The organism is Nostoc sp. FACHB-892, assembly GCF_014698795.1.
In the GTDB taxonomy this organism is placed as follows: domain Bacteria; phylum Cyanobacteriota; class Cyanobacteriia; order Cyanobacteriales; family Nostocaceae; genus Nostoc.
Genome location: NZ_JACJTR010000009.1, coordinates 105807 through 130147, shown reverse-complemented (window position 1 = coordinate 130147; position 24341 = coordinate 105807). Strand labels below are relative to the sequence as shown.

The 24341-nt window shown below is 41.5% G+C and carries 24 protein-coding genes and 2 tRNA genes; 16 read left to right on the top strand and 10 right to left on the bottom strand.

The features are described 5' to 3' along the window. Positions 1–114: 114 nt before the first annotated feature. Both H6G96_RS14700 and H6G96_RS14695 read right to left on the bottom strand, forming a co-directional pair. Positions 115–1161 (bottom strand): DUF1611 domain-containing protein, encoded by a 1047-nt coding sequence (locus H6G96_RS14700; protein WP_190912149.1) that lies wholly within the window; start codon positions 1159–1161, stop codon positions 115–117. Beyond that, positions 1145–2197: a dipeptide epimerase gene (locus tag H6G96_RS14695; RefSeq protein WP_190912148.1), complete on the bottom strand. Its 1053-nt coding sequence runs from the start codon at positions 2195–2197 to the stop codon at positions 1145–1147. Before H6G96_RS14695 ends, H6G96_RS14700 begins: the two co-directional genes overlap by 17 nt. 127 nt (positions 2198–2324) lie before the next feature. On the opposite strand from H6G96_RS14695, the gene H6G96_RS14690 reads away from it, so the two are divergent. Together H6G96_RS14690 and H6G96_RS14685 are read left to right on the top strand one after the other, a co-directional pair. Then, a complete protein-coding gene (locus H6G96_RS14690) occupies positions 2325–2876 on the top strand; it encodes an NUDIX hydrolase (RefSeq protein ID WP_190912147.1) in 552 nt (183 codons plus the stop codon). A 20-nt stretch (positions 2877–2896) separates the two neighbouring features. Beyond that, complete coding sequence (locus tag H6G96_RS14685; protein ID WP_190912146.1) at positions 2897–4195, top strand: toll/interleukin-1 receptor domain-containing protein; 1299 nt, start codon at positions 2897–2899, stop codon at positions 4193–4195. Positions 4196–4246: 51 nt separating this feature from the next. Here the strand turns inward: H6G96_RS14685 and H6G96_RS14680 are convergent, their stop codons facing one another. Then, positions 4247–5170, bottom strand: coding sequence for a nucleoside hydrolase (locus H6G96_RS14680; protein WP_190912145.1), 924 nt, complete (start codon positions 5168–5170; stop codon positions 4247–4249). A gap of 15 nt (positions 5171–5185) precedes the next feature. Between H6G96_RS14680 and H6G96_RS14675 the strand changes: the two genes are divergently transcribed. After that, positions 5186–5617, top strand: coding sequence for a nucleoside deaminase (locus H6G96_RS14675; protein WP_190912144.1), 432 nt, complete (start codon positions 5186–5188; stop codon positions 5615–5617). 134 nt (positions 5618–5751) lie between these two features. Here H6G96_RS14675 and H6G96_RS14670 read toward each other — a convergent pair whose 3' ends face one another. Further along, positions 5752–6876 (bottom strand): metallophosphoesterase, encoded by a 1125-nt coding sequence (locus H6G96_RS14670; RefSeq protein ID WP_190912143.1) that lies wholly within the window; start codon positions 6874–6876, stop codon positions 5752–5754. Positions 6877–7059: 183 nt separating this feature from the next. Next, positions 7060–8787, bottom strand: a complete 1728-nt coding sequence (locus tag H6G96_RS14665; protein ID WP_190912142.1) for a S8 family peptidase — start codon at positions 8785–8787, stop codon at positions 7060–7062. 574 nt (positions 8788–9361) lie between these two features. Between H6G96_RS14665 and H6G96_RS14660 the strand changes: the two genes are divergently transcribed. Beyond that, on the top strand, positions 9362–10834 hold the full coding sequence (locus tag H6G96_RS14660) for a glycoside hydrolase family 13 protein (protein WP_190912141.1): 1473 nt from the start codon (positions 9362–9364) through the stop codon (positions 10832–10834). 46 nt (positions 10835–10880) lie between these two features. Here the strand turns inward: H6G96_RS14660 and H6G96_RS14655 are convergent, their stop codons facing one another. Next, positions 10881–11300 (bottom strand): fasciclin domain-containing protein, encoded by a 420-nt coding sequence (locus tag H6G96_RS14655; protein ID WP_190912140.1) that lies wholly within the window; start codon positions 11298–11300, stop codon positions 10881–10883. Between the two features lie 157 nt (positions 11301–11457). Here H6G96_RS14655 and H6G96_RS14650 point away from each other — a divergent pair, with 157 nt between their 5' ends. From H6G96_RS14650 to H6G96_RS14625, 6 genes are all read left to right on the top strand, one after another. Next, positions 11458–11694, top strand: a complete 237-nt coding sequence (locus H6G96_RS14650; protein ID WP_100900204.1) for a DNA-directed RNA polymerase subunit omega — start codon at positions 11458–11460, stop codon at positions 11692–11694. A gap of 23 nt (positions 11695–11717) precedes the next feature. Continuing rightward, positions 11718–12326, top strand: a complete 609-nt coding sequence (locus tag H6G96_RS14645) for a hypothetical protein (RefSeq protein WP_190912139.1) — start codon at positions 11718–11720, stop codon at positions 12324–12326. A gap of 255 nt (positions 12327–12581) precedes the next feature. Next, positions 12582–14504 carry an ATP-binding protein gene (locus H6G96_RS14640; RefSeq protein WP_190912138.1) on the top strand — a complete coding sequence of 641 codons (1923 nt, stop codon included), beginning with the start codon at positions 12582–12584 and terminating at the stop codon, positions 14502–14504. Between the two features lie 126 nt (positions 14505–14630). Beyond that, positions 14631–14996, top strand: a complete 366-nt coding sequence (locus H6G96_RS14635) for a DUF1818 family protein (protein ID WP_190912137.1) — start codon at positions 14631–14633, stop codon at positions 14994–14996. Between the two features lie 50 nt (positions 14997–15046). Next, positions 15047–15120 (top strand) — tRNA-Pro (locus H6G96_RS14630). Positions 15121–15856: 736 nt separating this feature from the next. Then, positions 15857–16492: a CAP domain-containing protein gene (locus H6G96_RS14625; protein WP_190912136.1), complete on the top strand. Its 636-nt coding sequence runs from the start codon at positions 15857–15859 to the stop codon at positions 16490–16492. A 112-nt stretch (positions 16493–16604) separates the two neighbouring features. On the opposite strand, the gene H6G96_RS14620 is transcribed toward H6G96_RS14625, so the two are convergent. After that, the gene (locus H6G96_RS14620; RefSeq protein WP_190912135.1) at positions 16605–16763 is read right to left on the bottom strand and encodes a hypothetical protein; all 159 of its coding nucleotides are present in this window, start codon (positions 16761–16763) and stop codon (positions 16605–16607) included. Between the two features lie 181 nt (positions 16764–16944). On the opposite strand from H6G96_RS14620, the gene H6G96_RS14615 reads away from it, so the two are divergent. Continuing rightward, entirely contained in the window at positions 16945–18582 is a 1638-nt protein-coding gene (locus H6G96_RS14615) for a fibronectin type III domain-containing protein (protein WP_242063286.1), read from the top strand. Positions 18583–18735: 153 nt separating this feature from the next. On the opposite strand, the gene H6G96_RS14610 is transcribed toward H6G96_RS14615, so the two are convergent. Beyond that, positions 18736–19668: a serine hydrolase gene (locus tag H6G96_RS14610; RefSeq protein WP_190912133.1), complete on the bottom strand. Its 933-nt coding sequence runs from the start codon at positions 19666–19668 to the stop codon at positions 18736–18738. 9 nt (positions 19669–19677) lie between these two features. Here H6G96_RS14610 and H6G96_RS14605 point away from each other — a divergent pair, with 9 nt between their 5' ends. From H6G96_RS14605 to H6G96_RS14595, 3 genes are all read left to right on the top strand, one after another. Further along, a complete protein-coding gene (locus H6G96_RS14605) occupies positions 19678–20391 on the top strand; it encodes a C40 family peptidase (RefSeq protein ID WP_190912132.1) in 714 nt (237 codons plus the stop codon). Positions 20392–20396: 5 nt separating this feature from the next. Then, positions 20397–21410, top strand: coding sequence for a glycosyltransferase family 2 protein (locus H6G96_RS14600; protein ID WP_190912131.1), 1014 nt, complete (start codon positions 20397–20399; stop codon positions 21408–21410). Positions 21411–21498: 88 nt separating this feature from the next. After that, on the top strand, positions 21499–22737 hold the full coding sequence (locus tag H6G96_RS14595) for an MFS transporter (RefSeq protein ID WP_190912130.1): 1239 nt from the start codon (positions 21499–21501) through the stop codon (positions 22735–22737). A gap of 54 nt (positions 22738–22791) precedes the next feature. Here the strand turns inward: H6G96_RS14595 and H6G96_RS14590 are convergent. Beyond that, a tRNA-Arg gene (locus tag H6G96_RS14590) sits at positions 22792–22865 on the bottom strand. A gap of 34 nt (positions 22866–22899) precedes the next feature. Between H6G96_RS14590 and moaC the strand changes: the two genes are divergently transcribed. Then, positions 22900–23406, top strand: coding sequence for a cyclic pyranopterin monophosphate synthase MoaC (moaC, locus tag H6G96_RS14585; protein WP_190912129.1), 507 nt, complete (start codon positions 22900–22902; stop codon positions 23404–23406). Positions 23407–23561: 155 nt separating this feature from the next. Here moaC and H6G96_RS14580 read toward each other — a convergent pair whose 3' ends face one another. Further along, positions 23562–23747, bottom strand: coding sequence for a hypothetical protein (locus H6G96_RS14580; protein WP_190912128.1), 186 nt, complete (start codon positions 23745–23747; stop codon positions 23562–23564). 242 nt (positions 23748–23989) lie between these two features. Between H6G96_RS14580 and H6G96_RS14575 the strand changes: the two genes are divergently transcribed. Then, the gene (locus H6G96_RS14575) at positions 23990–24247 is read left to right on the top strand and encodes a 2TM domain-containing protein (RefSeq protein WP_190912127.1); all 258 of its coding nucleotides are present in this window, start codon (positions 23990–23992) and stop codon (positions 24245–24247) included. The last annotated feature ends 94 nt before the right edge of the window (positions 24248–24341 follow it).

Genomic DNA, 24341 nt, shown 5'->3' with positions numbered 1-24341 from the left:
ATCGCAAAATAAAAGGGTAGAGACACGTTAGCGTAACGATTTTGCGTCTCTACTAGTAATCGCATTTAGCGTTTGTAATATTGCAATGGTTTTTGGATAAAGTAAAATCTACATCTAATCCTTCATCACCGCATCCAATAGCACATTGGCATCAAAGCGGACTACATCAGTGCAAGGTAGCCCAGTTTCTGCTATTGTTTGAGCGATGCTTTCCTCGGCCGCAGACTCATCTAGATGGGCTGTGTTAAGGGCTATACCTGCTACAGTAACAGTTCCAAAAGCGCCACCAGCACTAGCAACGGTTTCATAAAGCCGAATTACCTCTGGTAAAGGTGGAATTACTACATGGGGATGATTGCGGACATGAACTTGTCCCGCCCGATGGACTAACACCAGTTGAGTTGGTTGTGAACCACGAATTAAGGGTAGGGTTGCCGTTGAACCAGGATGTAGTAGTGAACCTTGTCCTTCAATGTGCAGGATGTCATAGTTTTTGCCATAACGCATAACTATTTGTTCCACAGCACCAGCAGCAAAGTCTACCCGCACGGCATCTAAAGCCACGCCATCACCTTTTAACATCACCCCAGTTTGACCTGTGGCGAGGAATTTAGAACGCCAGCCCCGTAGTTTTGATGCCCAATGTAACTCTAAACTAGTTGACATTTTACCAATCGCCATATCCGTTCCCACAGTCAAAACCCGCCGACAGGGAAGGGTGCGTGCCATGCCACTAGCAACGCTTATATTAGGCGGCTCTTTTCGTACATCCCAAATTAGTTGCCCTGGTTTGAGCAGTGTATTTAACTCTGGTATGTTTGCCATTGGTGTATGCAAACCATTTACCAACGACATTCCAGCTTCTAAAGCGCCTTTGATTTCCACCCAGTAATCATCTGGTACAGCACCACCTCCTGGAGCAATGCCTATTACCAAAACTTCCGGCTTGTACTCCAGGGCTGCGGCTAACGATGCCACAATCGGCACATCTCGCTTGATACCTGTTAATTCTAGTAGGGATTTGCCAGCACACTCGCGATCTATTACGGTTACGATTGGGGCTTCACTATAGCGTAAAATTGCTAGACCTGTTTTGCCCTGAGTTCCAGTAGTTCCCTCATGAAGCAAGATAGCTATTCGTTGATTAAGTGGCAGACGCACTGTGTTGTACTCCCAATCCTGGTAAATCGTTTGGCAAAACTCTCCCTTCTTTTAGCAATGCACCCGTAAAAGGATCATCGATTAAATTCAGGTGACTGTCTAAATCTAAATAATCAGCTAGTGGTGCTAGCTGTAATGCTGCTGTATTAGCTAGCGAACTGTCAGAGTAGCAACCGAACATTACTTGCAACCGATATGCTCGCGCTGTATGTACCATTCGCATTGCCTCGGTTAGTCCCCCTGATTTCATCAGTTTGATATTAATACCATCCACGTAGTTTGCCAAATGGGGAATATCGGAGCTTGTGAAACAACTTTCATCGACAAAGATGGGCAAAGGAGAGTGTTCTTTGAGTTTTGCTAAACTTGGTTCCTGCCCCCGTGGCAATGGCTGTTCTACATATTTTATACCCAATTCAGCTAGCCAATTGCACATTGCGATCGCATCTTCTAAACTCCAACCCCCGTTGGCATCAACAAAAAATTCTAGTTCAGGTGCTTCTTCTCGCACTGCCAATAGCATTTTTTTATCTGCATCTATGCCATTTGGACTACCTAACTTAACCTTGAAAAGCCGGACATCAGTAAATTGTAACCAGTCTCGCGCCCTAGCCCTGGCTGCTTCAGGCGAATTAATCCCAATTGTGACTGAAGTCGGTACTATTTGATTGCAATCGAGTCCCCAAATTTGCCACAAGGGTAATCCTACGCGCTTACCCAACCAGTCATGCATTGCTATATCTAAAGCTGCTTTAGCAGCAGAAGGAACTTGGTTTTGTGTTAAAACTTGTTCAATTTGCTGCCTTTGTAAGGGACTGAATGCTTGTAACAGTGGTACAACTTGTTCTAAAGCATCTTTGATCGTATCAGTTGATTGCCGATGATTACCTACGCCGAATGGCGATGCTTCTCCCCAGCCTTCGATGCCATCGTGTGAAATTCTCACCCATACATTAGTTGTCTGTGCCGTTGTACCTCGACTAATAGTCAACGGAAACCTTTTGTTTACTGTAAATGAATTTATATTTATTTGCATACTACTTATACATATTATGTTATGCAAAAGCCAGTGTAAGTTCAAAGTTTAGATTATCAGATGCATCTGTTATACTTTTTTACATTCATTGGTTGATAATTAAAGGTTTTATACATTATTTTTATTTATGAACGACTTAAAAAAATGGAAGATTTTAAAATCAAAAATGGTTTTAGATCATCTTTGGTGTCAGGTGAGGCAAGATGAAATAGAATTACCCAATGGTAAAATTATAGATGATTATTTTGTCAGTATTAAGCCTGACGTTGCAATGGTTTTACCTATTACTAGTAACAAAGAGATAATTTTTGTTCGGCAATACAGACATGCCGTAGGTGAATTTTTCTTAGAACTGCCAGCAGGTAATTTTGACCCTACAAAAGAGAGTGCAGAAGTAGCAGCAATTAGAGAACTGACCGAAGAGACTGGTTATATTCCCCAAGAATTTAGAAAAATCGGAATTTTGTACGATAAGCCGAGTAAAGATACCAATCAAATACATTTATTTTTAGCAGAGAATGTGAGCAAATTTGGAGAGCAGCAACTAGATATTACAGAAGAACTTGAAGTTGTATTTATTTCTATAGAATCAGTTGTAGATAAAATTGCCCAAGGTGAAATTTCTGTGGCGGGAACTGTTGCGGCTATTTTCTTAGGTTTAAATTTTTTAACTTGTTAATAATTTGAGGGGTAATTATTATGTTTATTTTTACAGTAACTTCTGATACTTTCCTCAAAGTTCGTCCAAGTGAATTAGCAGAACTAGCTGAAGATGAAAAACTTTTCATTCGAGGCAAAAGCGTCTTGGAAGCTATTTGTTATGTTGAAGAGGAAGAATATTATAGAATTACCTTGAAAAGCTCTATCAAGGACAGATATATATGGTTTGTCCATAAGAATTATATTGAAATATCTGCTTGGAAGAGAAGAAAACCGCAACCACCGTTAGATATAAAAAAGCCTCAAAACACTGAATTTTCGGATTACAGTTTGAGTCGTCAAGCCATTGAGTTAAAGATAGAATCAAATAGTAAGAATATTGTTATAGTGAATGAGTTAAGTAGGGGTGGTGGTGATATCAAGGTTGAAAAAGAAGTTATTAAGCAGTTAAAAGCGCAGCTACAAGAAACCCCAACTATTCAAGAACGATCTTTAGAATTTACTGATATAAACAAAGATTTAGTAGATTGTAGTGTGTTCAGTCCTTCTTCTATAACTCCAGATGATATGTTCCTCGTCCAAGTCTTTCTTCATCTTCCTGAAGAAGTTAAAATTGTCAAACAGTATGCTCAACAATTTGATCCTGATGCTAAACAGTTAGGAGTGAAAAGTTTAGGAATCCCTATTCAACGGGGAAGTGAACTCACTTTTAACTTGTCCGTTCCAAAACTAGAAGTGGACGAGTCGGTTCAACAGTTGATTTGGAATGGTAGAGCAGATTCTATTCAATTTGGAGTAACGGTTCCTGCCGATATCACTCAAAAAACAGTCATTGGAACTGTTACTGTAAGTCAAAACACAATTCCCCTGGGTCATCTAAAATTCAAGCTATCAATTATTCCTTATGGGTCTTCTACATCCAAAAACCCTCAGCTAGTAGGAGAGGTTGCTATGCATTATAGAAAAGCATTCGTCTCTTATTCTTCCAAAGATCGGATAGAAGTTCTTAAAAGGGTACAAGGACTTGCTGTAAGTGGCATTACAATTTTTCAAGATATCCTTAACTTAGAACCTGGCGATCGCTGGGAGAAAGAACTTTATCGTAATATTGATGAATGCGATCTTTTCCTACTATTTTGGTCTACTGCTGCGAAAGAATCGCCGTGGGTACTTAAAGAAGTGTTATATGCCCTTGAACGACAAGGATATGATGGATTGCGTTCCCCCGAAATAATTCCTGTAATCATTGAAGGCCCACCACTTGTTCCTCCACCTCCTGAATTGCAGGATCTTCATTTTAATGACAAACTTCTTTACTTAATGGCGGCACCTAAATAGCAGATAGCAATCCAATTTCAGTATCCACGCCAGCCACCTAATTTTTAGCTTTTATCTTGCCCATTGTTGCAAAATATAATCATAAAAGGCATCTTTATCTACCTTATCCATTGCATAGATTTTCCGACCACCGGGAACTACTTTAGTGCGTCCCTGACTCAGACCTTTGGTGATAATTTCTATTTCCCATTCGCGCAATTGATAAAATTCTGGATGTCCCAGATAAGCTGTTGCTAAGACATCCCAAAAATAATAATCTTGGGGGATAACTAATGCATAACATTGTCCGGCTAAATCAGAGATGGGATAGTGGCGTTGTCGTCCCATTTTGTACACTAACTCCGATGTAACTGGGACATTGTTAGTCAAATCCAAAGGACACATAATAATTTCAATTTGCGTTTGCCATACCCGTGCTGCTGAAACTGCGTCCCAATAAACATTCCATTCGGCAGAACCATCTTGTCCTGCTTCCAAACTTTTTTCTACATTACCACCAACATTCAACGCACCCCCCATCCAAACAATTTTGTGAATCTTAGCTTCAATATCCGGTGCTTTGTCCAAAGCTACTGCTACCGTCGTCAACGGCCCAGTTACCATCAACGTTACGGGGTCTGATGCGTTCCGCAAAACCTTGATCATGAAATCTTGACCTGTTTCGGCAACCAGAGGCGTAGTAATGGTTTCGCTTTGATTGAGAATGGGGAGATGGTCAACGATAAACGAATCACGGCGATAGAGAGTAGGAAATGGATTGATACCGCGCACAGTGCTTTCTGCAACCGGGATATGAGAAAATCGCATCAAATCTATAATTTTACGTGTGGCGCTAACAGCCGGTTGAACGTAGCAATCTGCTGGTGTGACGACGACACCAAGGAGTTCGATATGATCCATCGTCAACAGCAGCATGGTTGCTAAATAATCATCTACACCGCCATCGTGATCCATTAATACTAGTTGTTTTGTCATAAAAGGAGAATTAAGATGGATGAGTTTATGGAAGCTGCTATTCAAGAAGCAAAACAAGGCAGAAAAGAAGGGGGAATTCCGATTGGTTCGGTTCTCGTCAAGGATGGTCAAATTCTCGGCAAAGGACACAATAAACGTGTGCAAGATGGCGATCCTGTCACCCACGCGGAAATTGATTGTCTCCGGAATGCTGGGAGAGTTGGCAGCTACAGAGGTACAACACTCTATTCAACTTTAATGCCGTGTTATCTATGCGCTGGGGCAGTCGTACAATTTGGTATTAAAAAAGTCATCGTTGGAGAATCCAAAACTTTTCCTGGGGCTAAAGAATTTATGGTATCTCACGGTGTGGAAGTAATTGATCTTAATCTTGACAATTGCGAACAAATGATGAGTGAGTTTATTGAAACTAACCCGGAACTTTGGAATGAAGATATTGGTAAGTAGTTGGGAGTTGGGAGTAGCCCGCGTCTTGGTGACTTTCTAATGGGAGAATTATGGTAGGAGCGATCGCTATCTAAAAAGTCATCAAGCTTTTAACCCAGAGAAAAAAGTCACCTTCACATGGACACTCATCACTCCTAACCCAGCAAAAGTGTGCTGTTATTATCAATCAGCGTCAGAGTTGCATTAGTAGCCATACCTGGGTTGGGCTGCGCCAATGCACCATAAGACTGAATATAACGCCTCACTTCTAGCGGAAAGTGGGGGTAATCTAATACCGCATCACCATCGGCAATAGTTGCCCAGAACTCGCGCAAACTAGGAGCTAATTTTTTTGCCTGTGATAATGGTAAGTTTAATGGAGAGTGAGTTAGTAGCTTAATTAGGAAGGGGAAAGAGCGATCGCCCATCCATTGCCGTGATGACTCTTGTAAGTCAGGAAACTCAGGCACTGACGCTACCCGATGGGATAGAATTTGCAACGATTCTTTACCTTGGTGATCTCGATGAAACTCTAGCACCCGATAAGGATGAGGATAGCTAACTAAAGAGCCAGTGGTAATATCATATACTCCATCTGAATAGGCAATATCTTGAACGTGTAAATGTCCTGTAAATACTAGCTTGACACCATAGCGCCTCAACAACTGCAATAGTTCTGCTGAATTCGACAACATATAGCGATTTGCCAGTGGATGGCTAGATTGATTGGGCAAATGCTCGACTACATTATGATGCACCATCACTAAAACTAATTCATCACCAGATGCCGCTAGCACCTCTTCTAACCAAAGTAGCTGTTTGGCATCCAAACACCCTACTTGCTCACCCTGGTCATTAAAGGAGTTAGAATTCAATCCAATCAGCTTAACTCCAGGCAATAATTGGCGAATGTAGTAAATCTGCTGTGGATCTTCGTAGCCAAACTTGGTGTAATAGTAGGGGAAATCCGCAAAAGCAATTGATTGCTGATCAGCTAACAGCACAGGAACGTCATGATTACCAGGAACAACATAGACGGGAAAAGGTAGCTGGGCTAAACATTCTTGTAACCAAGCGTGGTTCTCTGGTTCGCCATGCTGGGTTAAATCTCCTGGCAACAACAAGAAATCTAAATCGAGTTGTGTTAAATGTTCGAGTACACTTTGAAATGCCGAGATACTGACTTCTACTAGATGGAACCGATTGGGATGATCCCAGATTGTGTGGGGAAGTGCCAGGTGTAAGTCGCTGACTACCGCAAAGCGAAAATTGAGGGTCATTGATTTATGAAAATATTAAAAGCAAGGGTTAAAATAAGCCTTTTCCAAAAAGTATAACGCTTGCTTTGTTTCACTGCTGAGAAATGGTATATTAACCTACAGAATTCATCAAGCGATCGCCTCTAGAATTTTAAGAAACGCGATATATGTATGGTGTTTAATATATCGCATTTCTCAGCATAATTACAGGTTTAAAGCGTTAATCACCCCATAACCCCATTTTTCATCAAATGTGCCTGCGGGTTTTCCAGGAATTGCACTATTTTTACGTAGCAAGTCTTTCACAGCAGCCGGATCAAGTTTAGGATCACGTTGTAACAGCAGTGCTACTAACCCACTAACGAATGGTGTTGCCATACTTGTACCAGCCATTACCACAAACTTAGAATTAATCATTGATGAGCGGCCAAAACTAGCATCAGCGGAAAGGGTGGAAACAATCATTGCTCCTGGCGCTGCTACATCCGGCTTTTGTCCAGCATTCCGTAGTGGCCCTTCACTACTGAATTCCGAAATAGTATGCAATTCAAAGCCCATTTCTTGCACTTGGCCATCAATATCTGTGTACTTAGTTCTCGTAGTATAAGCAGCAACTGTAATTGCACTGCTGGCGGCTCCTGGTGAACCAATTTTTACCGCATCCTTCACACTTTTACCTGTAAAAAACACTGAGGAACTCTCATCTAGTGTCCACACATTCAAACATGTGTCAGTTGAAGAAGTGTTACGAACTCGCAACTGCCAAATACCTCCCATGACTGGTGAGGGGCCAGTACCACGTATTTGCACAAAGAAATTATGGTCGCCGTTGGCTTGGTCTGGTGCTGGTGTCGCTAACTGCACTCGTGCATCCGGTAACTGGTAATCTTGTGCAGGATTGCCGTCAGCAATGATTTTTTGGAAGGGGGTAACAAAACCGTTAGGACTCCGCACCGATACTTCCAATTCACTGTCTTTGGAATACCAAGCGTTTAACCAAACTATACCTACTTGATTCAAAGGAACATTAAAGCGCATACCGCGAGTGCGTCCAGTGGGTATTGTCGCTTGACCATGAATGTTATCGTTTCCTTCGTTACCCGCAGCACAGCAAACAATTCTTCCAGGGCCAGTTTCGGCGTTAATGACTTTTGATAAGGAATCACTACCATCATGGGAATCAGCGTGTCCACCCAAGCTGAGATTCACCACGGCTGGCCGTCCCAGTTCTCTAGCAACTCGGAAAATGTAACGAACGCCATCAGCAATGTGGGCATCCTGTAAATCTGACCTGACGACAACTAATTCCGCTTCTGGTGCTACACCACCATAGGTAGCATCGGCACCGGCGGCAATTCCAGCAACGTGAGTACCATGACCACTAGTATCCTGAGAAATTGTCAGTTGCGCTCCTGTAAATTCAGCCCCATAGCCGCCCTCTGTCACTCCCGGTCCTGACAGTGTTTGATCCCAAATGTGTAAAATTCGTCCAGCAAAGGCGGGGTGTTTCGGATCAATGCCACTGTCTATAATGCCGATGATTACTCCTTTACCAGTCAGTCCGGTTTGGTTTTTAAACTCCGGTAGTTTGGCTTCTGCCAGTGCAGTATCCATCCGCAAATGAAGTTTGCGTGATGGCTTAATCCACTGAATAACATCTTCTTCAGATAAAACATCTAAACTCTCTATCGGTAAGAAAGCCGTCCGCACACTACCTGAGTTTTGATTGACTTCAATATTATATTGTGATAGATAACTCAAGTCTGCATCAGGGTCACAGTAGATAAAAACAACGCTCTTAGTGGGCTTGACCGGGCTTTTGTGAGCAATAATGCCAAGCGATCGCTTGTGTGTAACTAAAGCTTGATCTCCTTCATGTTCATAGTCTTGAAATGCCAAAAGTAGTCCGGGAGAAAGTTTTTCGTGTCTCATTTTTACCTCAAATTTAATGTATTTGCTGTCAGGATAAGTCGCTCTGGCATTAACGCAGATTATGTAGTTTTTCGTCTTGATTATTTGATGCGACTATAGTTATCTATTCTTTTAATAGATACATCAAATAAGCTTAGGAAACGGGAAGTTATTCCTAAGACAATTGCTAATTCATAACTCATATACCTGAATTATGTCTCCCTTCTAGTGATTTTATGTGGCTCATAAGACATCTTTAAGCAGCCGCATCTCATAATTACCCAGACTGGGGTCATTGGGAATTTTTATGAAGCTATTAAACTAATCCAGTGTCTGCCTAAATCATTACGGACAAAGTTAATAAAATTAAGAATAGTTAAGGAATAAATAAAAAATATAAATTTCATCAATATTAAATACTAAAAGAACTTATCAGCAAAATAGTTAAGACTGATAACATTTGCGTATAAAGTATCAGGATACAGACTAAATTGCTAATGACTTCTGACAAATGATAGATTTTCTATCATAAGTAAGAGCCATAAAGAAGCCAATATTTGCAACGATCGCTTCTGAAGGTACAAAAAAGTTATTCATGCAAATTCAAACACCAGACTGGGTGAAACACGCGGTTTTCTACCAAATTTTCCCAGATCGCTTTGCTAGAAGCAAACAGCCACGCAAACGGTTGCTGCGTGAAGCCCGTTGGGAAGATTGGGATGCTATGCCAACACTCCAGGGTTATAAAGGCGGCGATTTATGGGGCATCATGGAGGGTTTAGACTACATCCAGGATTTGGGAATAAACGCGATTTACTTTACACCAATTTTTCAATCCGCTAGCAATCATCGCTATCATACCCACGATTATTATCAAGTTGACCCCATGCTGGGGGGCAACGAAGCTTTTAAAGAATTGTTAGATGCAGCCCATCAACGGAATATCAAAGTTGTTTTGGATGGTGTGTTTAACCATTCCAGCCGTGGTTTTTTCTTCTTCCATGACGTTTTAGAAAATGGCCCGCATTCGCCTTGGGTAAATTGGTTCAAAATTGAGGGCTGGCCCCTTTCACCATACAATGGAGAATTCCCTGCAAACTACGCAGGTTGGGCAGGAAATCGCGCCTTGCCAGAATTTAACCACGACAATCCAGAAGTGCGGGAATATATTATGGAAATTGCCGAATATTGGATTAAATTCGGCATCGACGGTTGGCGATTAGATGTACCATTTGAAATAAAAACTCCTGGATTTTGGCAGGAATTTCGCGATCGCGTTAAGGCAATCAATCCTGAAGCTTACATTGTCGGCGAAGTGTGGGGAGATTCCAGCGAGTGGTTGGATGGGACACAATTTGACGGCGTGATGAATTATCTCTTTGCTGGACCGACAATTGCCTTTGCAGCAGGCGATCGCGTAGTCTTAGAACAAGTCCAAGGCCGTGACTATCAACCTTACCCACCCTTATTTGCTGCCGAATACGCTACCAAAATCCAAGAAGTACTGCAACTTTACCCTTGGGAAATTCAGCTAACTCAACTCAATTTGTTAGCAAGTCACGATACAGCACGATTAACGAGCATTGCAGGGGGCGATAAAGCTAGCATAGAATTGTCGACTCTACTGCTACTCACCTTTCCCGGTGCCCCCAGCATCTACTATGGTGATGAAGTTGGTTTACCTGGAGCAATAGACCCAGACTCACGTCGTGGCTTTCCTTTAGAAGCCAACTGGGATCGAGAAATTTTCAATACTCACCGTCAATTAATTGCCCTACGCCAAACCTACCCAGCCTTGCGTACAGGTGATTACCAAGTCCTCCATGCTCAAGGACAAATTTATATCTTTGCGCGAACTTTAGGGACAGAGGAATTGATAATTGCCGTCAACGCTGGCACAAGTTCGGCAACAGGGAATGTAGATGTCGTCAGTTTGCGTACTCAACCCAACAAGCTGTTATATGGCACTGCTGAAGTTGAGTGGAATAGTGAAGGAGAAACTAAGCAGTTGAGGTTGAGTGTTCCCGCACGCAGTGGGTGCATTCTGGGAGTAGGGAATGGTGAGTAGGAGGACAAAGGGGACAAAATAAACTGTTTTCCCAATGCCCAATACATTAGCTTCCTGCCACCATTGCAGGGATCAACACCGCATCAATAACGTGGATCACGCCATTGTCCGTCAAAATGTCTGTTTTGACGACATTGGCGTTATTTACCTTAATTTTGCCGTCGGCAGATTCAATGGCTACAATTGACCCCTCAAACGTCTCTGCTTCATTGATCTGTACCAAATCATCAGACCGAACATCCCCACTAGCGACATGATACGCCACAATTTTCTTGAGCTTGGGGATATCTTGTAGTAGCGAATCTAAAGTTCCCTCTGGCAGATTGGCAAAGGCTTCGTCAGTTGGTGCAAATAGCGTGAAAGAACCAGGACTTTTTAGAGTTTCTATAAGATTTGCAGCTTCAGCAACTTTCACCAGGGTATTGAAGTTTCCCGCGTTGATAGCAGTTTCCACAAGGTCAGCCATAAGGATGTGTGACTTTAGTCAGGTAGTATTATAAGTAACTTATATTGATTAGAATGCTCTTAGCCTCTATCAACAGAGAGGTTGCTAGCGATTAAATACACAGCAGCAGATTTATCAGTACTGCTACACTGGGGAATGACCCCAAGAACCACTGATTATGCTAAAGCGTTCTAAGTTCGAGACAACTCAGTCTCAGATTATGCACCGTTCTGAGGAGCTAATTAGTGCAGCCTCAAATCGTTACCGCATTACGGTTCAGGTGGCAAATCGTGCTAAACGTCGGCGTTATGAAGACTTTGAAAATAACGAAGATGCGATGATGAAGCCAGTACTAAGGGCAATTATCGAAATGTCCGATGAATTGACTCAGCCAGAAATTATTGGCGAACTATAGAAAAAGGCTTTAGAGAAGGTAGGATGAGCAAATATTTATCGTTCATTCAACCCCTGCTCAAGTCTTGGCAAACACTCACTGCTTTAATGGTAGTGGGTGTAATTACCTTGAGTTCAGGGGCGGGGAAATCAATACAGACAAATTTATTTAATATCCAACCTGCATACGCTCAGAGAATCACTCCTAGCGATGTTTGGCAACAAGTGTATCAGCAATTACCAGATTTACCACGAGAAAACAAGTATATCAGCAAAGAAAATGGGAAAGTTGCCGAAAACAACACCTTAGTAAATCGTCTGATTAGATATCACATTTATACCAAAGGGCGGGCCCCAATTTATCGCTTGGATTGGAAGCTGACTTTAGCAGATTACCTGGGTGCGAATGAAATTATGTATGATAGCACCTATCCAGGCAATGATGCACTACGGCAAAATCCGATAGAAGGCGATCGCAAAGCCATCACCCTTCTCACCCGCAGCCAGCGAGATGCCCTAGTGCAAGTCTTAGTCAATGTATTTAATCCTACTTCCCAAAATACCCTATCCCCTAACCCCAACACCGCACCTAGTCCTAGTACATCAACTACCCCACAGCTACCCCAACGAGGAGGGGCTGAACTACTGAAATAGTGAAATATCCGTGAGAAGGTCAACCACTCAAAATACTCAAAATATTCTTAATAATAATGATAATCGTACGGGGAATAAGGGTAGGAGGCAGTGTTTCGACTACGCTCAACAACCAGGCAGAAGGAAATTTTGATTTAAGTAGTTAAATATCATTTTGGGCATACTAAGGAAAGACTTAGGCAATCTTTTGAGCTACCCATCCTGATTTAGGATGATATGCCTAAAAGAAAGTCAGACTTTCCAGGATTAAGCAAAATGGTGTTTTTCGACATTGTCCCGCAACAATCTTCTCAGGCTTTTCTGTGGAGTATTCTTAACGGCATTACAGATCCAATATTTGTAAAAGACAGGCAACACAGTTTGGTGTTCGTCAATGATGCCTTGTGTCAGTTCATGGGATATGAACGTTCAGAACTAATTGGTAAGTCTGACTATAATTTCTTTTGCAAAACAGAAGCCGATGTTTTTTGGGAGAGAGATGAACTTGTATTCACCATAGGCTTGGCTGATGAGAATGAGGAATTAATTACAGATTCTCAAGGTGAAACTCAGGTCATTTCTACTAAGAAAAACCTATTTTCCGATGAGGTTGGTAATTTATTTATAGTGGGTTCAATTCGGCTGATTGGTTCCAAAGATAAAATAGAAACTGTTTTGCTGCATCAGACAGTAAATAAGTTGAAACAGGAAATTCATGAACGCCAAGAAACAGAGAAGCGCTTTTGCAGACATAGTAAGGCTCTACAGCAACTTGTGCAAAGTGAAAAACTCCAAGATGATGATTTTCAAATTGCCATCCAATATATCACGGAAGTGGCTAGCTTAGGTCTTGATGTCGAACGCGTAAGCGTTTGGTTATACACAGAAGAACGTCTAGGAATTCGGTGTATTGATTTATATGAACGTGAGAAGAATTGCCACAATCATGGTTTTAAATTATCTGTCTGTGACTTTCCTAGATATTTTAAAGCACTAAAGGAAGAACAAGTAATTGCAGTTTCTGATGTTCATACCGATCCTCGCACTTCAGAGTTTTCTGCAACTTATACAACGCCATTGGGAATTAACTCAATGCTTGATGCCAGGATTTGGTCTAGAGGACAGGTGATTGGTGTAGTTTGTTGTGAACATTTGGGAACTGAGCGTAACTGGACATTAGAAGAAGAAAGTTTCATTGGCTCAATTACTGACTTTGTGCGACTAGTAATTGAATCAGGCGATCGCAAAATTGCTGAAGAAGCACTGCGACAATCAGAAATGCAGCTCAGACACCAAACTCAACAACTAGAGGAAGGGCTGAAAGAATTACAACGCACTCAAACCCAAATGCTCCAAAGTGAAAAAATGTCTTCTTTGGGACAACTGGTAGCAGGTGTTGCTCACGAAATTAATAATCCAGTTAACTTCATCTATGGCAATATTGCACCTGCTCATGATTACATTCAAGACTTACTAAACCTGATCAAGCTCTATCAAAAATACTATCCTGATCCAGTTACTGTTATTCAATCAAAAATTACAGCTATAGACCTAGAATTTTTAATGACAGATTTACCTAAGCTCCTATATTCAATGAAAGTAGGAGCAGATCGCATTCGGCAAATCGTCCTTTCTCTGCGAAATTTCTCTCGCCTAGATGAAGCTGAATATAAAGCAGTTGATATTCATGAAGGAATTGATAGTACGTTATTAATTTTAGAACATCGCCTCAAAGCAAAACCTGATTATTCAGGAATTAAAATTATTAAGAAATATGGAGATTTGCCTCTAGTTCAGTGCTATGTAGGGCAGCTCAATCAAGTGTTCATGAATATTTTAACTAATGCAATTGATGCCTTAGAAGAACGGGATGAACAACGCACTCAACAGGAAATACAACAATCTCCTAGCGTGATTCAGATTTGTACAGAAATAATTAGTAAAAATCAGATTGCAATTAAAATTGCCGACAATGGTTTGGGTATACCGGAAAAAATAAAACAACGCATTTTCGACCCCTTCTTTACGACAAAACCAATTGGTAAAGGTACAGGAATGGGCATGTCAATTAGTTATCAAATTGTGACCCAAAATCATCATGGCACTCTTGAATGTATTTCTTCTCCAGATCAGGGCGCGGCATTTGTGATTGTCATCCCTCTAAAACAGCAGATCAGTCAAGATTACCCAATAGAATGACAATCATCACATCATAGCGAGAATCTGAGATTGTGCAACAGCCATACAGTTTCATAGAGAATTGGGATTAGAAGTTGTAAATTAATAACTATTTACTCACTTATAACTCCTTACTTCTAACTAATTATGGAACGCCTTGTAAAAACCGGATTTGGCTGGCGTATTGGCTGGAACCCCGATGCACCTGAATTTAAAGGTTTAGTGGGTACAGATGATTGGGCGATTGAATTAACCGAAGCCGAGTTGAATGATTTTTGCCGTCTACTAGCACAGCTGGCAGATACCATGAGGCAACTCGCCACTGAATTAATGGAAGAGGAAAAAATTGCTTGTGAAGCCGAAAGCAATTTATTATGGATGGAGGTGGAAGGCTATCCTCATGATTACAGTCTGCGCCTCATCTTGAATACAGGGCGATGTGTAGAAGGTAAATGGGATGCTTCTGCTGTTCCAGATTTACTGCAAGCTACTGGGATGCTTAAGGTTTTTTAAATTTGCCTCTTGATTATCCTATAGTTTTGCTATATGATAGTAATTCTGACCGGGGCGTAGCGCAGCTTGGTAGCGCGCCACTTTGGGGTAGTGGAGGTCGTGGGTTCGAATCCCGCCGCTCCGATTGATGATAAGCCATGCCTGCTAGTCTTTTCAAAAGATTAGCAGGCTTTTCAATCAGGATCTTCCTCGGTAGCCTCTACCATACACTAAAAGGTATAGTTAACAATTCAAAATTCTTGTATTAAAGACATTTTCACGGATAGGGGGGTGGAACACCACTTAACCTTTTATACTCTAAGGGTTGTAGCTTCACTTGTATTTACTGTCTCACTTGTCCCACTGAAAATGGAACTAAATGAGCAATCATAAAGCGCAATTATATTTCACTAAGCTATTCGGCTTTTGAATTGCACAATTTCTCATGAAGTTTGTTGACCGATAACGGTTAACTGTCAACCGTCAACAGTTAACAGCCAACACGAAAAAATGTGCAATTTAAATGTATGACAGCTTATTAACATGATTATTATTCCTATTATTTTTATGTTTTAACTTCTGTAAATATTTTATATCAATTATTTACAAAGATGAGCTTAATATAGGGTGATGTAACTCCTATAAGTCGTATGTAAAACGTTTAAGTTTTTCTAAAAAAAGTATCAATATCTTTTTGCGTTTTTAAGGTTACTCTATATTTATAGAGTAGTAATCTTTATTGAAAACTTTAACCTTTTGTAACTATGAAATAATTTCAGTTATGATAAAGATGCAAAAGAGATTAAAATTTTCAAAACTTATTTTTACTTAAGAAGTAAATTAATCGTAAATACGAAGTAATATCTAGCAACTAAAATACTATGCTTACAAGTAATAAACCCTTGCTAAAAACATTTCTTCCCCTATCTGCGTTAGTGTTAGTATTCTCATTTTCCATTAGTTCAGTGAAAGCTCAAAGTCCACTTGGCGCTACTAGTGGTTTTGGTGGAATTAATGTTGGTGAAAATAGTAGCGTTTCTTGGTCGACAGGGAACAACGAAGAAAGTCTTGAAGTCCTGCGATTAACTAATGTTGAACGACAAAAATATGGTTTACCGCCACTGCAACATTCAACAATATTAAGCATTGCAGCCGCGTGTCATGCAAAAGATTTGGCTGAACATAATGATTATTATATTAAACCAGAGAACAGAGATTTTAACCATATTGGCTCAGATGGTTCCAGAGAGATTGATCGTATTATGCGAGCTGGTTATCAACCAATTTCTTATGGAGAAAACATTTATCAACAATATCCTAATATTACCGCTGCTGAAGCAGTAAATTGGTGGATGAGCAGCCCCAATCATCGAGCAAATATTTTAAGCCCTTACCATACAGAAATAGGGATTGGCTATTCATTAGTAAGTAACGGTAGTATACATCGCTTTGTACAGGTTTTTGGCTCACCGCAACCAGGTTCAACTTTAACAGAGAATATGTATTGCCAACAATAAAGTATTAACTAAAAGTTCAGTGGTTTTATCTTCCCAATTTGTAAAGCGACAGATTATTTGAGCGCAACGACAAATAATCTGTCAAGTTATTCAAGCTTGTAATACCAATTCTTTATGAAGCTGCGATAAATAAGGTTTCAAGAAGAAAGTCGTAAAAAGTCACAGAGGCAAACATCTCAGGTGTAATTTCTTTGAAGACATCAGTTAACTGGTGCTGTAGTTGTGTGAGAGTTTTACAATTTTCCCATTGGAGTTTTGCCTCTTGAGCCATTTTTGAAAATGTTTGCTAAAAGGCTAATAATAAGATTATATTCAGTCGGTAAATCTCTTAAAAATTTTATATGTTATTTACGTTTAGGCGCTTACGCAGCCATAAAATATCCTTAGTGCCTATGCTTGCGCTTGTTATATGCTTTACTCTGTTAAGTGTGCGTTCATTTGGGCAAACAATTATGACATCAGCACCCCAACTGCTCACCGACCCATTTTTGCAGTTGCCAACTGAAACCTCAGTGCGAGTAGTTTGGTTTACTGAGTTTGCTGGTGTTAATCACACAGTAACCTATGGTGAAAATCTTAAACTAACTGCTAAGGCAAATACTATCAAACTCAGTCGCACCCGTGAAGACCAACACTCAAGAGTTGCCAACCAAACCCAAGATGGGCAAGTTTATCAAAAAACCGTCCAGCGTGACATCTGGCGACATGAAGCTGAAGTAACTGGGTTGACTCATTTGCGGGTAAATTATCGCGTCACCAGTGTGCGAGAAGATGGCGAAACTGTTAACAGCGATGTTTTTACCCTTGCAGCTACTCCCAAACCAGATACACCATTAAAAATTTTACTCACTTCAGATCATCAATTAAAGCCGATGACAGCAGCAAATCTGCAAAAAGTGGTAGAAACAGTTGGACGAGTTGATGGAGTATGGTTTGCTGGTGATTTAGTCAATGTTAGCGATCGCGCCTCAGAATGGTTTGATGATAATAAGGGTGGTGCGTTGTTTCCCGGTTTACAAGGTCGTGCTAAATATGAAATGACGTACAATGACGTTAAGACAACCTACACTGGTGGAAAAATAATTCAACACGCACCCATGTTTACTTGCATTGGTAATCATGAGGTGATGGGGCGATTTGGCAGGATGGGAAGTTTAAATGATGAATTTGATGATACAATTCCCCGTGCAGTTGCTCAAAGAATCTATCAGGACAAATCTTTAATAGATAATTCTTTTAATACTAATACCTACGAAGAAATTTTTTCTTTACCTAAAAGTAAAGAGGGTGGAAAAAGGTATTATGCAATCAGCTTTGGTGATGTGCGTTTGGTGGTACTGTACGCTACAAATATGTGGCGGACTCCTAGCTTAAATGGAAAGCGTAAGGGTAGATATCGAGAAGCCGAAAAGGATTTAAATAATCCTGAAAATTGGGGTTATGGACAGCTAATTTATGAGCCAATTACTAAAGGCAGCAAGCAGTACAATTGGCTAGAGGCAGAACTAAATAGTCTTGAATTTAAACAAGCAAAATACAAAGTTGTAATGTTTCATCATCCACCCCACACTCTGGGTGATAATATAGTTCCTGCTTATACAGAACCAGTTCAGATAATTGAACGGGATGGGAATAATATCAAAGCAGTGCGTTATGAATACCCGAAAGACGCAGATTATATTAACCGTGACGTTGTTCCTTTATTAGAAGCGGCTGATGTGCAATTAGTATTTTATGGGCATTCCCATTTGTGGAACCGCTTTGTTAGTCCGAGTGGAATGCACTTTCTGGAAACATCTAATGTGGGTAATACTTACGGCGCTGCTTGGGGTGACAGAAAGCGAGAAGTACCAATTGGATATCAAGAGGATTATGTTAAGCTTGGTGATCCCAATGGGTTAGAACCGATAGTGCCAACAATTGCTCCCTTGCTTGGCGATGATGGGAAGCCGATGCCTTATATTGCTAGTAATGATATTACGGTTTTCAGTATCTTTGATACGGGGACGGGTACGATAAGTAGTTATCGCTTTGATACTCGCAAGCCTGATTCGGAAGTATTGAAGTTTGATGAATTTCAGTTGAAATAGAAATAGCCGGGGCGAATGGAATTCGCAGCTACACAAACAAAGTCCGCCTCCGCGGACTAAGAAAAAATTGAGGGTTTGAGCTCACGGAGGTGCGTTTTGCCTGTGTAGGCGGGGTTCCTAACCGTCGATTTCACTTAAGTTCACAGAAGTAAATTATAAGCTGCTAATAGCTTCGGCAACTAATTTAGAAACAAAGGGCAAAATATCCTGGCTCTTAGCCTGGGCTTTACCTTCAGTAAATACGACTAAAAGATAAGGGCGCTGTTCTGGTATTTCAATATATGCTGCATCATGGCGAACTTGACTTGTCCAACCTGCTTTTGACCAAATTTGAGCATTTTCAGTCAGTCCACCGCCCAAGAAACCTGTTACCTGATTTTCCTCGGTGTCAGTGGGTAAATCGTTGAGGGGACGTTTGAGCAAAGCCATCATTGCTTGCGATCGCCCACTTGAAACCGCTACCCCACCTACAATACTATGCAGTAACCGAGCGATCGCATTTGTAGTCAACATATTGCGATTTTCTAGTAACTCTCCTACAAATGCCCGTTCCCGTCCGTATGGGCCATCACCCCAAGTTTTTTGACAGACATTAATTGTTTCCATTTCTTCCCAACCCAATGATTGGTAATAGCGGTTAACAATATTACGCTGGTATTTCCAAGTTTCAAAAGGCCCGGTTGGTAATTCTGGCCCTGATGTAGTGCCACTCAAAATATCCACAACCAAGCTGGTAGCATCATTACTAGAGTCCACAATCATATCTCGCAAGGCTCGCTCCAACTCCTTGGAGTATTGAGTCATACCTTTTTCTAGCCATTCGTTTACCGCCACTAGGTAAAATAGTTTGACTACACTGGCGGGATAAATCCGCTCAACACCACGATAAGTAAAACCGCGAACTGGATGATCCCAAAAAGCGTTGGGAGTTAGCGCACCACCAGTATTTACTCGCACTGGAGGATCGTAAACAACCCAAGTCATGGCAATTTGGTTACGCGCTAAGGTCGGAAATGCTGTCCAAGTTGCATCTAAAATGCCATTACCAAGGTTTTCCAGTTGCTCGTCTTTATTAAAAAAAACCATTCTCTAATAATGTCCTTTAATTTAAAATCACAAATCCAAAATCCAAAATCAGGGGAGTATCAGTGTTTAGCTAATCTGAATTTATATGATTCTCCTGAATGTACGCGTTTAGCAACTCAAGCCGCCTCTGGACGACATTTATGGGTAACATCAAATCATCAAAATTTAGCTGTCGAGGTGTATTTATGTGAAGATGACTATCCGGGATGGGTATCTCTTTTAGATTTTGATTCATTACAATCTGCTACTGTACCTTATCAGGCTGCAACATTTTCTGAATCTGAGATTAAGAAACTTCTCGCAGATGTCATTGCCTTTACTCAAAAAGCAATGCAACACTCAAATTATTACCTTTGGGGTGGTACAGTTGGGCCAAATTATGATTGTTCGGGGTTGATGCAGGCGGCATTTGCTTCGGTGGGTATTTGGTTACCTAGAGATGCCTATCAACAGGAAGGATTTACCCAACCAATTACTATTGCAGAATTAGCAGCCGGGGATCTGGTATTCTTTGGAACTAGCCAAAAAGCAACCCATGTCGGACTTCATTTGGGGGATGGTTATTACATCCATAGTTCTGGGAAAGATCAGGGACGGGATGGGATTGGGATTGATATTCTCTCGGAACAGGGAGATGCAGTTAGTCAGTCGTACTATCAGCAGCTACGAGGTGCTGGTAGAGTTATCAAGAGTTACGAACCACAGAAACGCACAGGACGCTGAGGTATATGAGGAGTGGGTTGATTGATCAAGGGTTGACTGGGGAAAATGGGGCGATTTCTGCAATTGTCCCAGATGTTTCGGTCGTGGTGCCGATACATAACGAGGTGGAAAGTCTACCGCTTTTATTAGATGCGATCGCATCTACTTTATCCTCTAGTCAGATAAATTATGAAATCATTTGTGTAGATGATGGTTCTACAGATGGTTCTGGGGATTTTCTCAAAAAGCAGGCGCAAACCCGCACTGATTTAAAAGCGGTGATTTTGCGTCGCAACTATGGACAAACTGCGGCGATGGCTGCTGGATTTTACTATGCAGTCGGGAAAGCGATCGTCACATTAGATGCTGATCTCCAGAATGATCCGGCTGATATCCCTATGTTATTAGCAAAGTTGGATGAGGGTTACGATTTGGTAAGTGGTTGGCGGCAAAAACGCCAAGATGGTGCCGTAAATCGGTTACTTCCTTCCAAAATTGCCAATTGGCTAATTCGCCGTACCACTAGCGTGAATATTCATGACTATGGCTGTTCGCTAAAAGCCTATCGTGCAGAACTGCTAGCAGATATGAACCTCTACGGAGAATTACACCGATTTTTACCTGCGCTGGCGTACATCGAAGGAGCTAGAATTACCGAAATGCCAGTGCGTCATCACGCCCGCCGCTTTGGCCGTAGTAAGTATGGGATTTGGCGGACATTCCGGGTGTTGATGGATTTGTTAACCATTCTGTTTATGAAAAAATTCCTCACCCGCCCAATGCACGTTTTTGGGCTGTTGGGTTTGATTTCAATGTTTTCGGGAACTGCGATCGGAATTTACTTGACTTTCGTCAAATTAGCTTTAGGCCAGATGATTGGCAATCGCCCCTTGCTGATTTTGGCAGTTCTCCTGCTAGTAACTGGAGTGCAGTTGTTTTGCTTTGGACTTTTGGCGGAACTACTTATGCGTACATACCACGAATCCCAAGGGCGGCCCATTTATCGCGTGAGAGAAGTAGTAGCAAAAAATGTTAAGTAACGTAACAATAGTTATTAGTCATTGGTCATTAGTTACGAGCAACAAAGGACAAATGACTGATGACAAAAACCATTAAATTGCATCTACTTTGAAAGCATTTAATACCTTTGATACCAAACTGCGGCGCAATCTGCTGGTTTTATTTACGGCAGGTTTATTATTCTGGTCGAGTTTGTCTGCGCTCTTACCAACCTTACCGCTTTACATCGATAATGTGGGCGCAAGTAAGCAAGAAATTGGGATTGTGATGGGCAGTTTCGCCATTGGCTTATTGCTATCTCGCCCGATGCTGGGACGGTTAGCCGATGAACGTGGTCGAAAAATTACCTTATTGATTGGTACGATAGTAGCTGCGATCGCACCTTTCGGTTACTTGGCAACCCAATCTCTTGGGTTATTAATCCTGGTGCGGATTTTTCACGGCATTAGTGTTGCCGCTTTTACCACTGGCTACAGTGCCTTAGTTGCAGATTTAGCTCCCACTGAAACTCGTGGCGAAATCATTGGTTACATGACCTTAGCAACTCCCCTTGGTTTAGCAATTGGCCCTGCCTTGGGTGGGTATTTGGAAGCTACAAGTGGTTACGGGATATTATTTCTCTTCTGTGCCGAATTGGGTTTTGTCGCTCTCTTAGAGATTGTACAAGTCACGAATCCACCAGTGCAGACACAACAGCTAACAGAAGAAAACAATCGCAACTTTTGGCAAATTTTGGCCAGTCCACGGGTGAGAGTTCCAACAATAGTTATGTTGTTGGTTGGTTTATCCCTCGGTGCTGTACATACTTTTGTGTCGTTATTCCTCAAATCCACTGATGTGGACTTCAATGGTGGACTGTTTTTTACAGTTGCGGCAATTTCTAGTTTTAGTATCAGAGTCTTTGCTGGTAAGGCAAGCGATCGCTTTGGTCGTGGTTTATTTATCACATTTGGTATTTTTTGCTATGTTTTAGCGTTAATACTACTGTGGCAGGCTGACACCGTGATGTTTTTCTTACTGGCTGCGATCGCTGAAGGTGCTGGTAGCGGTACACTCATCTCCATGATGGTGACAATGATGGCAGACCGCTCACTACCACAAGAACGAGGGCAAATTTTTGCTATATGTATAGCTGGACTTGACTTGGGAATTGCGATCGCGGCTCCTCTTCTGGGTATTATTGCCGAACAGGTAGGCTACCGAGATATGTTTGGCTATGGTGCTGCGATTACTTCTGTTGCACTTGTCCTTTTCCTTACCCAGTCGAGCAAAAACCTATCCAACTCGCTGCGCTTTGCACTAGGTCTAGCTCCAGATGCCTACGCCTTGAAAAACTTAAAAAGTTAGGAGTGAGGATCTTAGATCTCTCACTCCTAATTTTCAACTCTTAGCCTTTTAAAACGGGCGAGGAGGGATTCGAACCCCCGACACCGTGGTCCGTAGCCACGTGCTCTAGTCCACTGAGCTACACGCCCTTACCGACAATCTATATTAACACGTTCTAACTAAATGGCGCAAGATAATTTTCCATCTAATTTTGCCAACTTAACCCATCTAGATCAACACGGACAGGCACAGATGGTAGATGTGTCTGATAAATCACCCACCGTCCGCCAAGCAGTAGCCGCGGCCAATGTGCGGATGCTGCCAGAAACTTTCGCTGCCATTCAAGCTGGAAATGTTCCAAAAGGGGATGTATTGGCAACTGCAAGATTGGCTGGGATTATGGCAGCCAAGCAAACAGCCGCTTTAATTCCTCTGTGTCATCCGTTGCCCTTGCAAAAAATCGCAGTCGAAATTATACCCGAACCGCAACTACCTGGTTATCAAATTCAAGCCACTGTCAAAACCAAAGCTGAAACTGGTGTAGAGATGGAAGCCTTAACTGCCGTTTCTGTGGCTGCCTTGACTTTATACGATATGGCAAAAGCCTTAGAAAAGTCGATTCAAATTGAATCAATTCGTTTAATAAGTAAGAGTGGCGGGAAATCAGGAGATTATTCTCTGCCAGAGTAATAAACTACTCTATCTTAGCCTATAGACATTGGTTATTAACTCTTCTTCACCATCATAGAGGTCATGGATTTAGAGACTTTCAGAAAATAAATTATCCAATTTACTCAGATCATATTTTTCTTTCTCCCCCAGCCCCCAGCTAAGTGCCCCCCTGCCTAAACCACGATAGGATATTTTTTAGTTGGAAGTTCCTTAGCTGCGGGTAACCCCAATTTAATTTTGTGCGAACGAGGAATTTGCACCTTTGACCGACAATATACGCGGAATATCCTTGATATATCTGCAATCCTAGTGTTGCGATCGCTGACTCCACTATAAAGCAATACGCTTGGGTTAAGCATTGATTTCTTCTCTCTGTGTTCTGTGCGCCTCTGTGGTTAGTTAAAAAAACTAACTTTGACAAAGAGTTTTAGCCTTAACTGAACTGTATTGCACTATAAAGGGGATTGTGGTCTATTTGCTCAAAGGTCGTCATCGGATTTAATTTTAATTCGATTGTGACTGGTTGTCAGGGTCTAATAGCAATCACTGCCCCAAAAACCTTAGAATGGATAGGGTGTATTTAAATCTGTAACAAATATTTATGCCTCCTCGTTGGCCTCGCAAACCCGATCGCAAAGACCCTGATTACCGCAAGATCGATGACCGGATGAATTTTGCTGTCCATGTAGCGATCGCTGCTACGATTAATTCTGGCTTGTGGTTTTTTCACATCTTGAAAAGCACTACTTGGGAGTGGCTGCCTTGGGTGACTTTAAGTTGGACAGGAATTTTGTTGGTGCATCTGATTTACATTAGTGCGATCGCCAACTACACCGAAACTTCCTCAAAATCCACCTGAAGATGGATTACTCATGCTGGGGCGATTGTAACCTCTGGTAGTAGGATTAGCCTGTTAATTGAGACATAATATAAAAAAGCCTGAGATTTCGCAC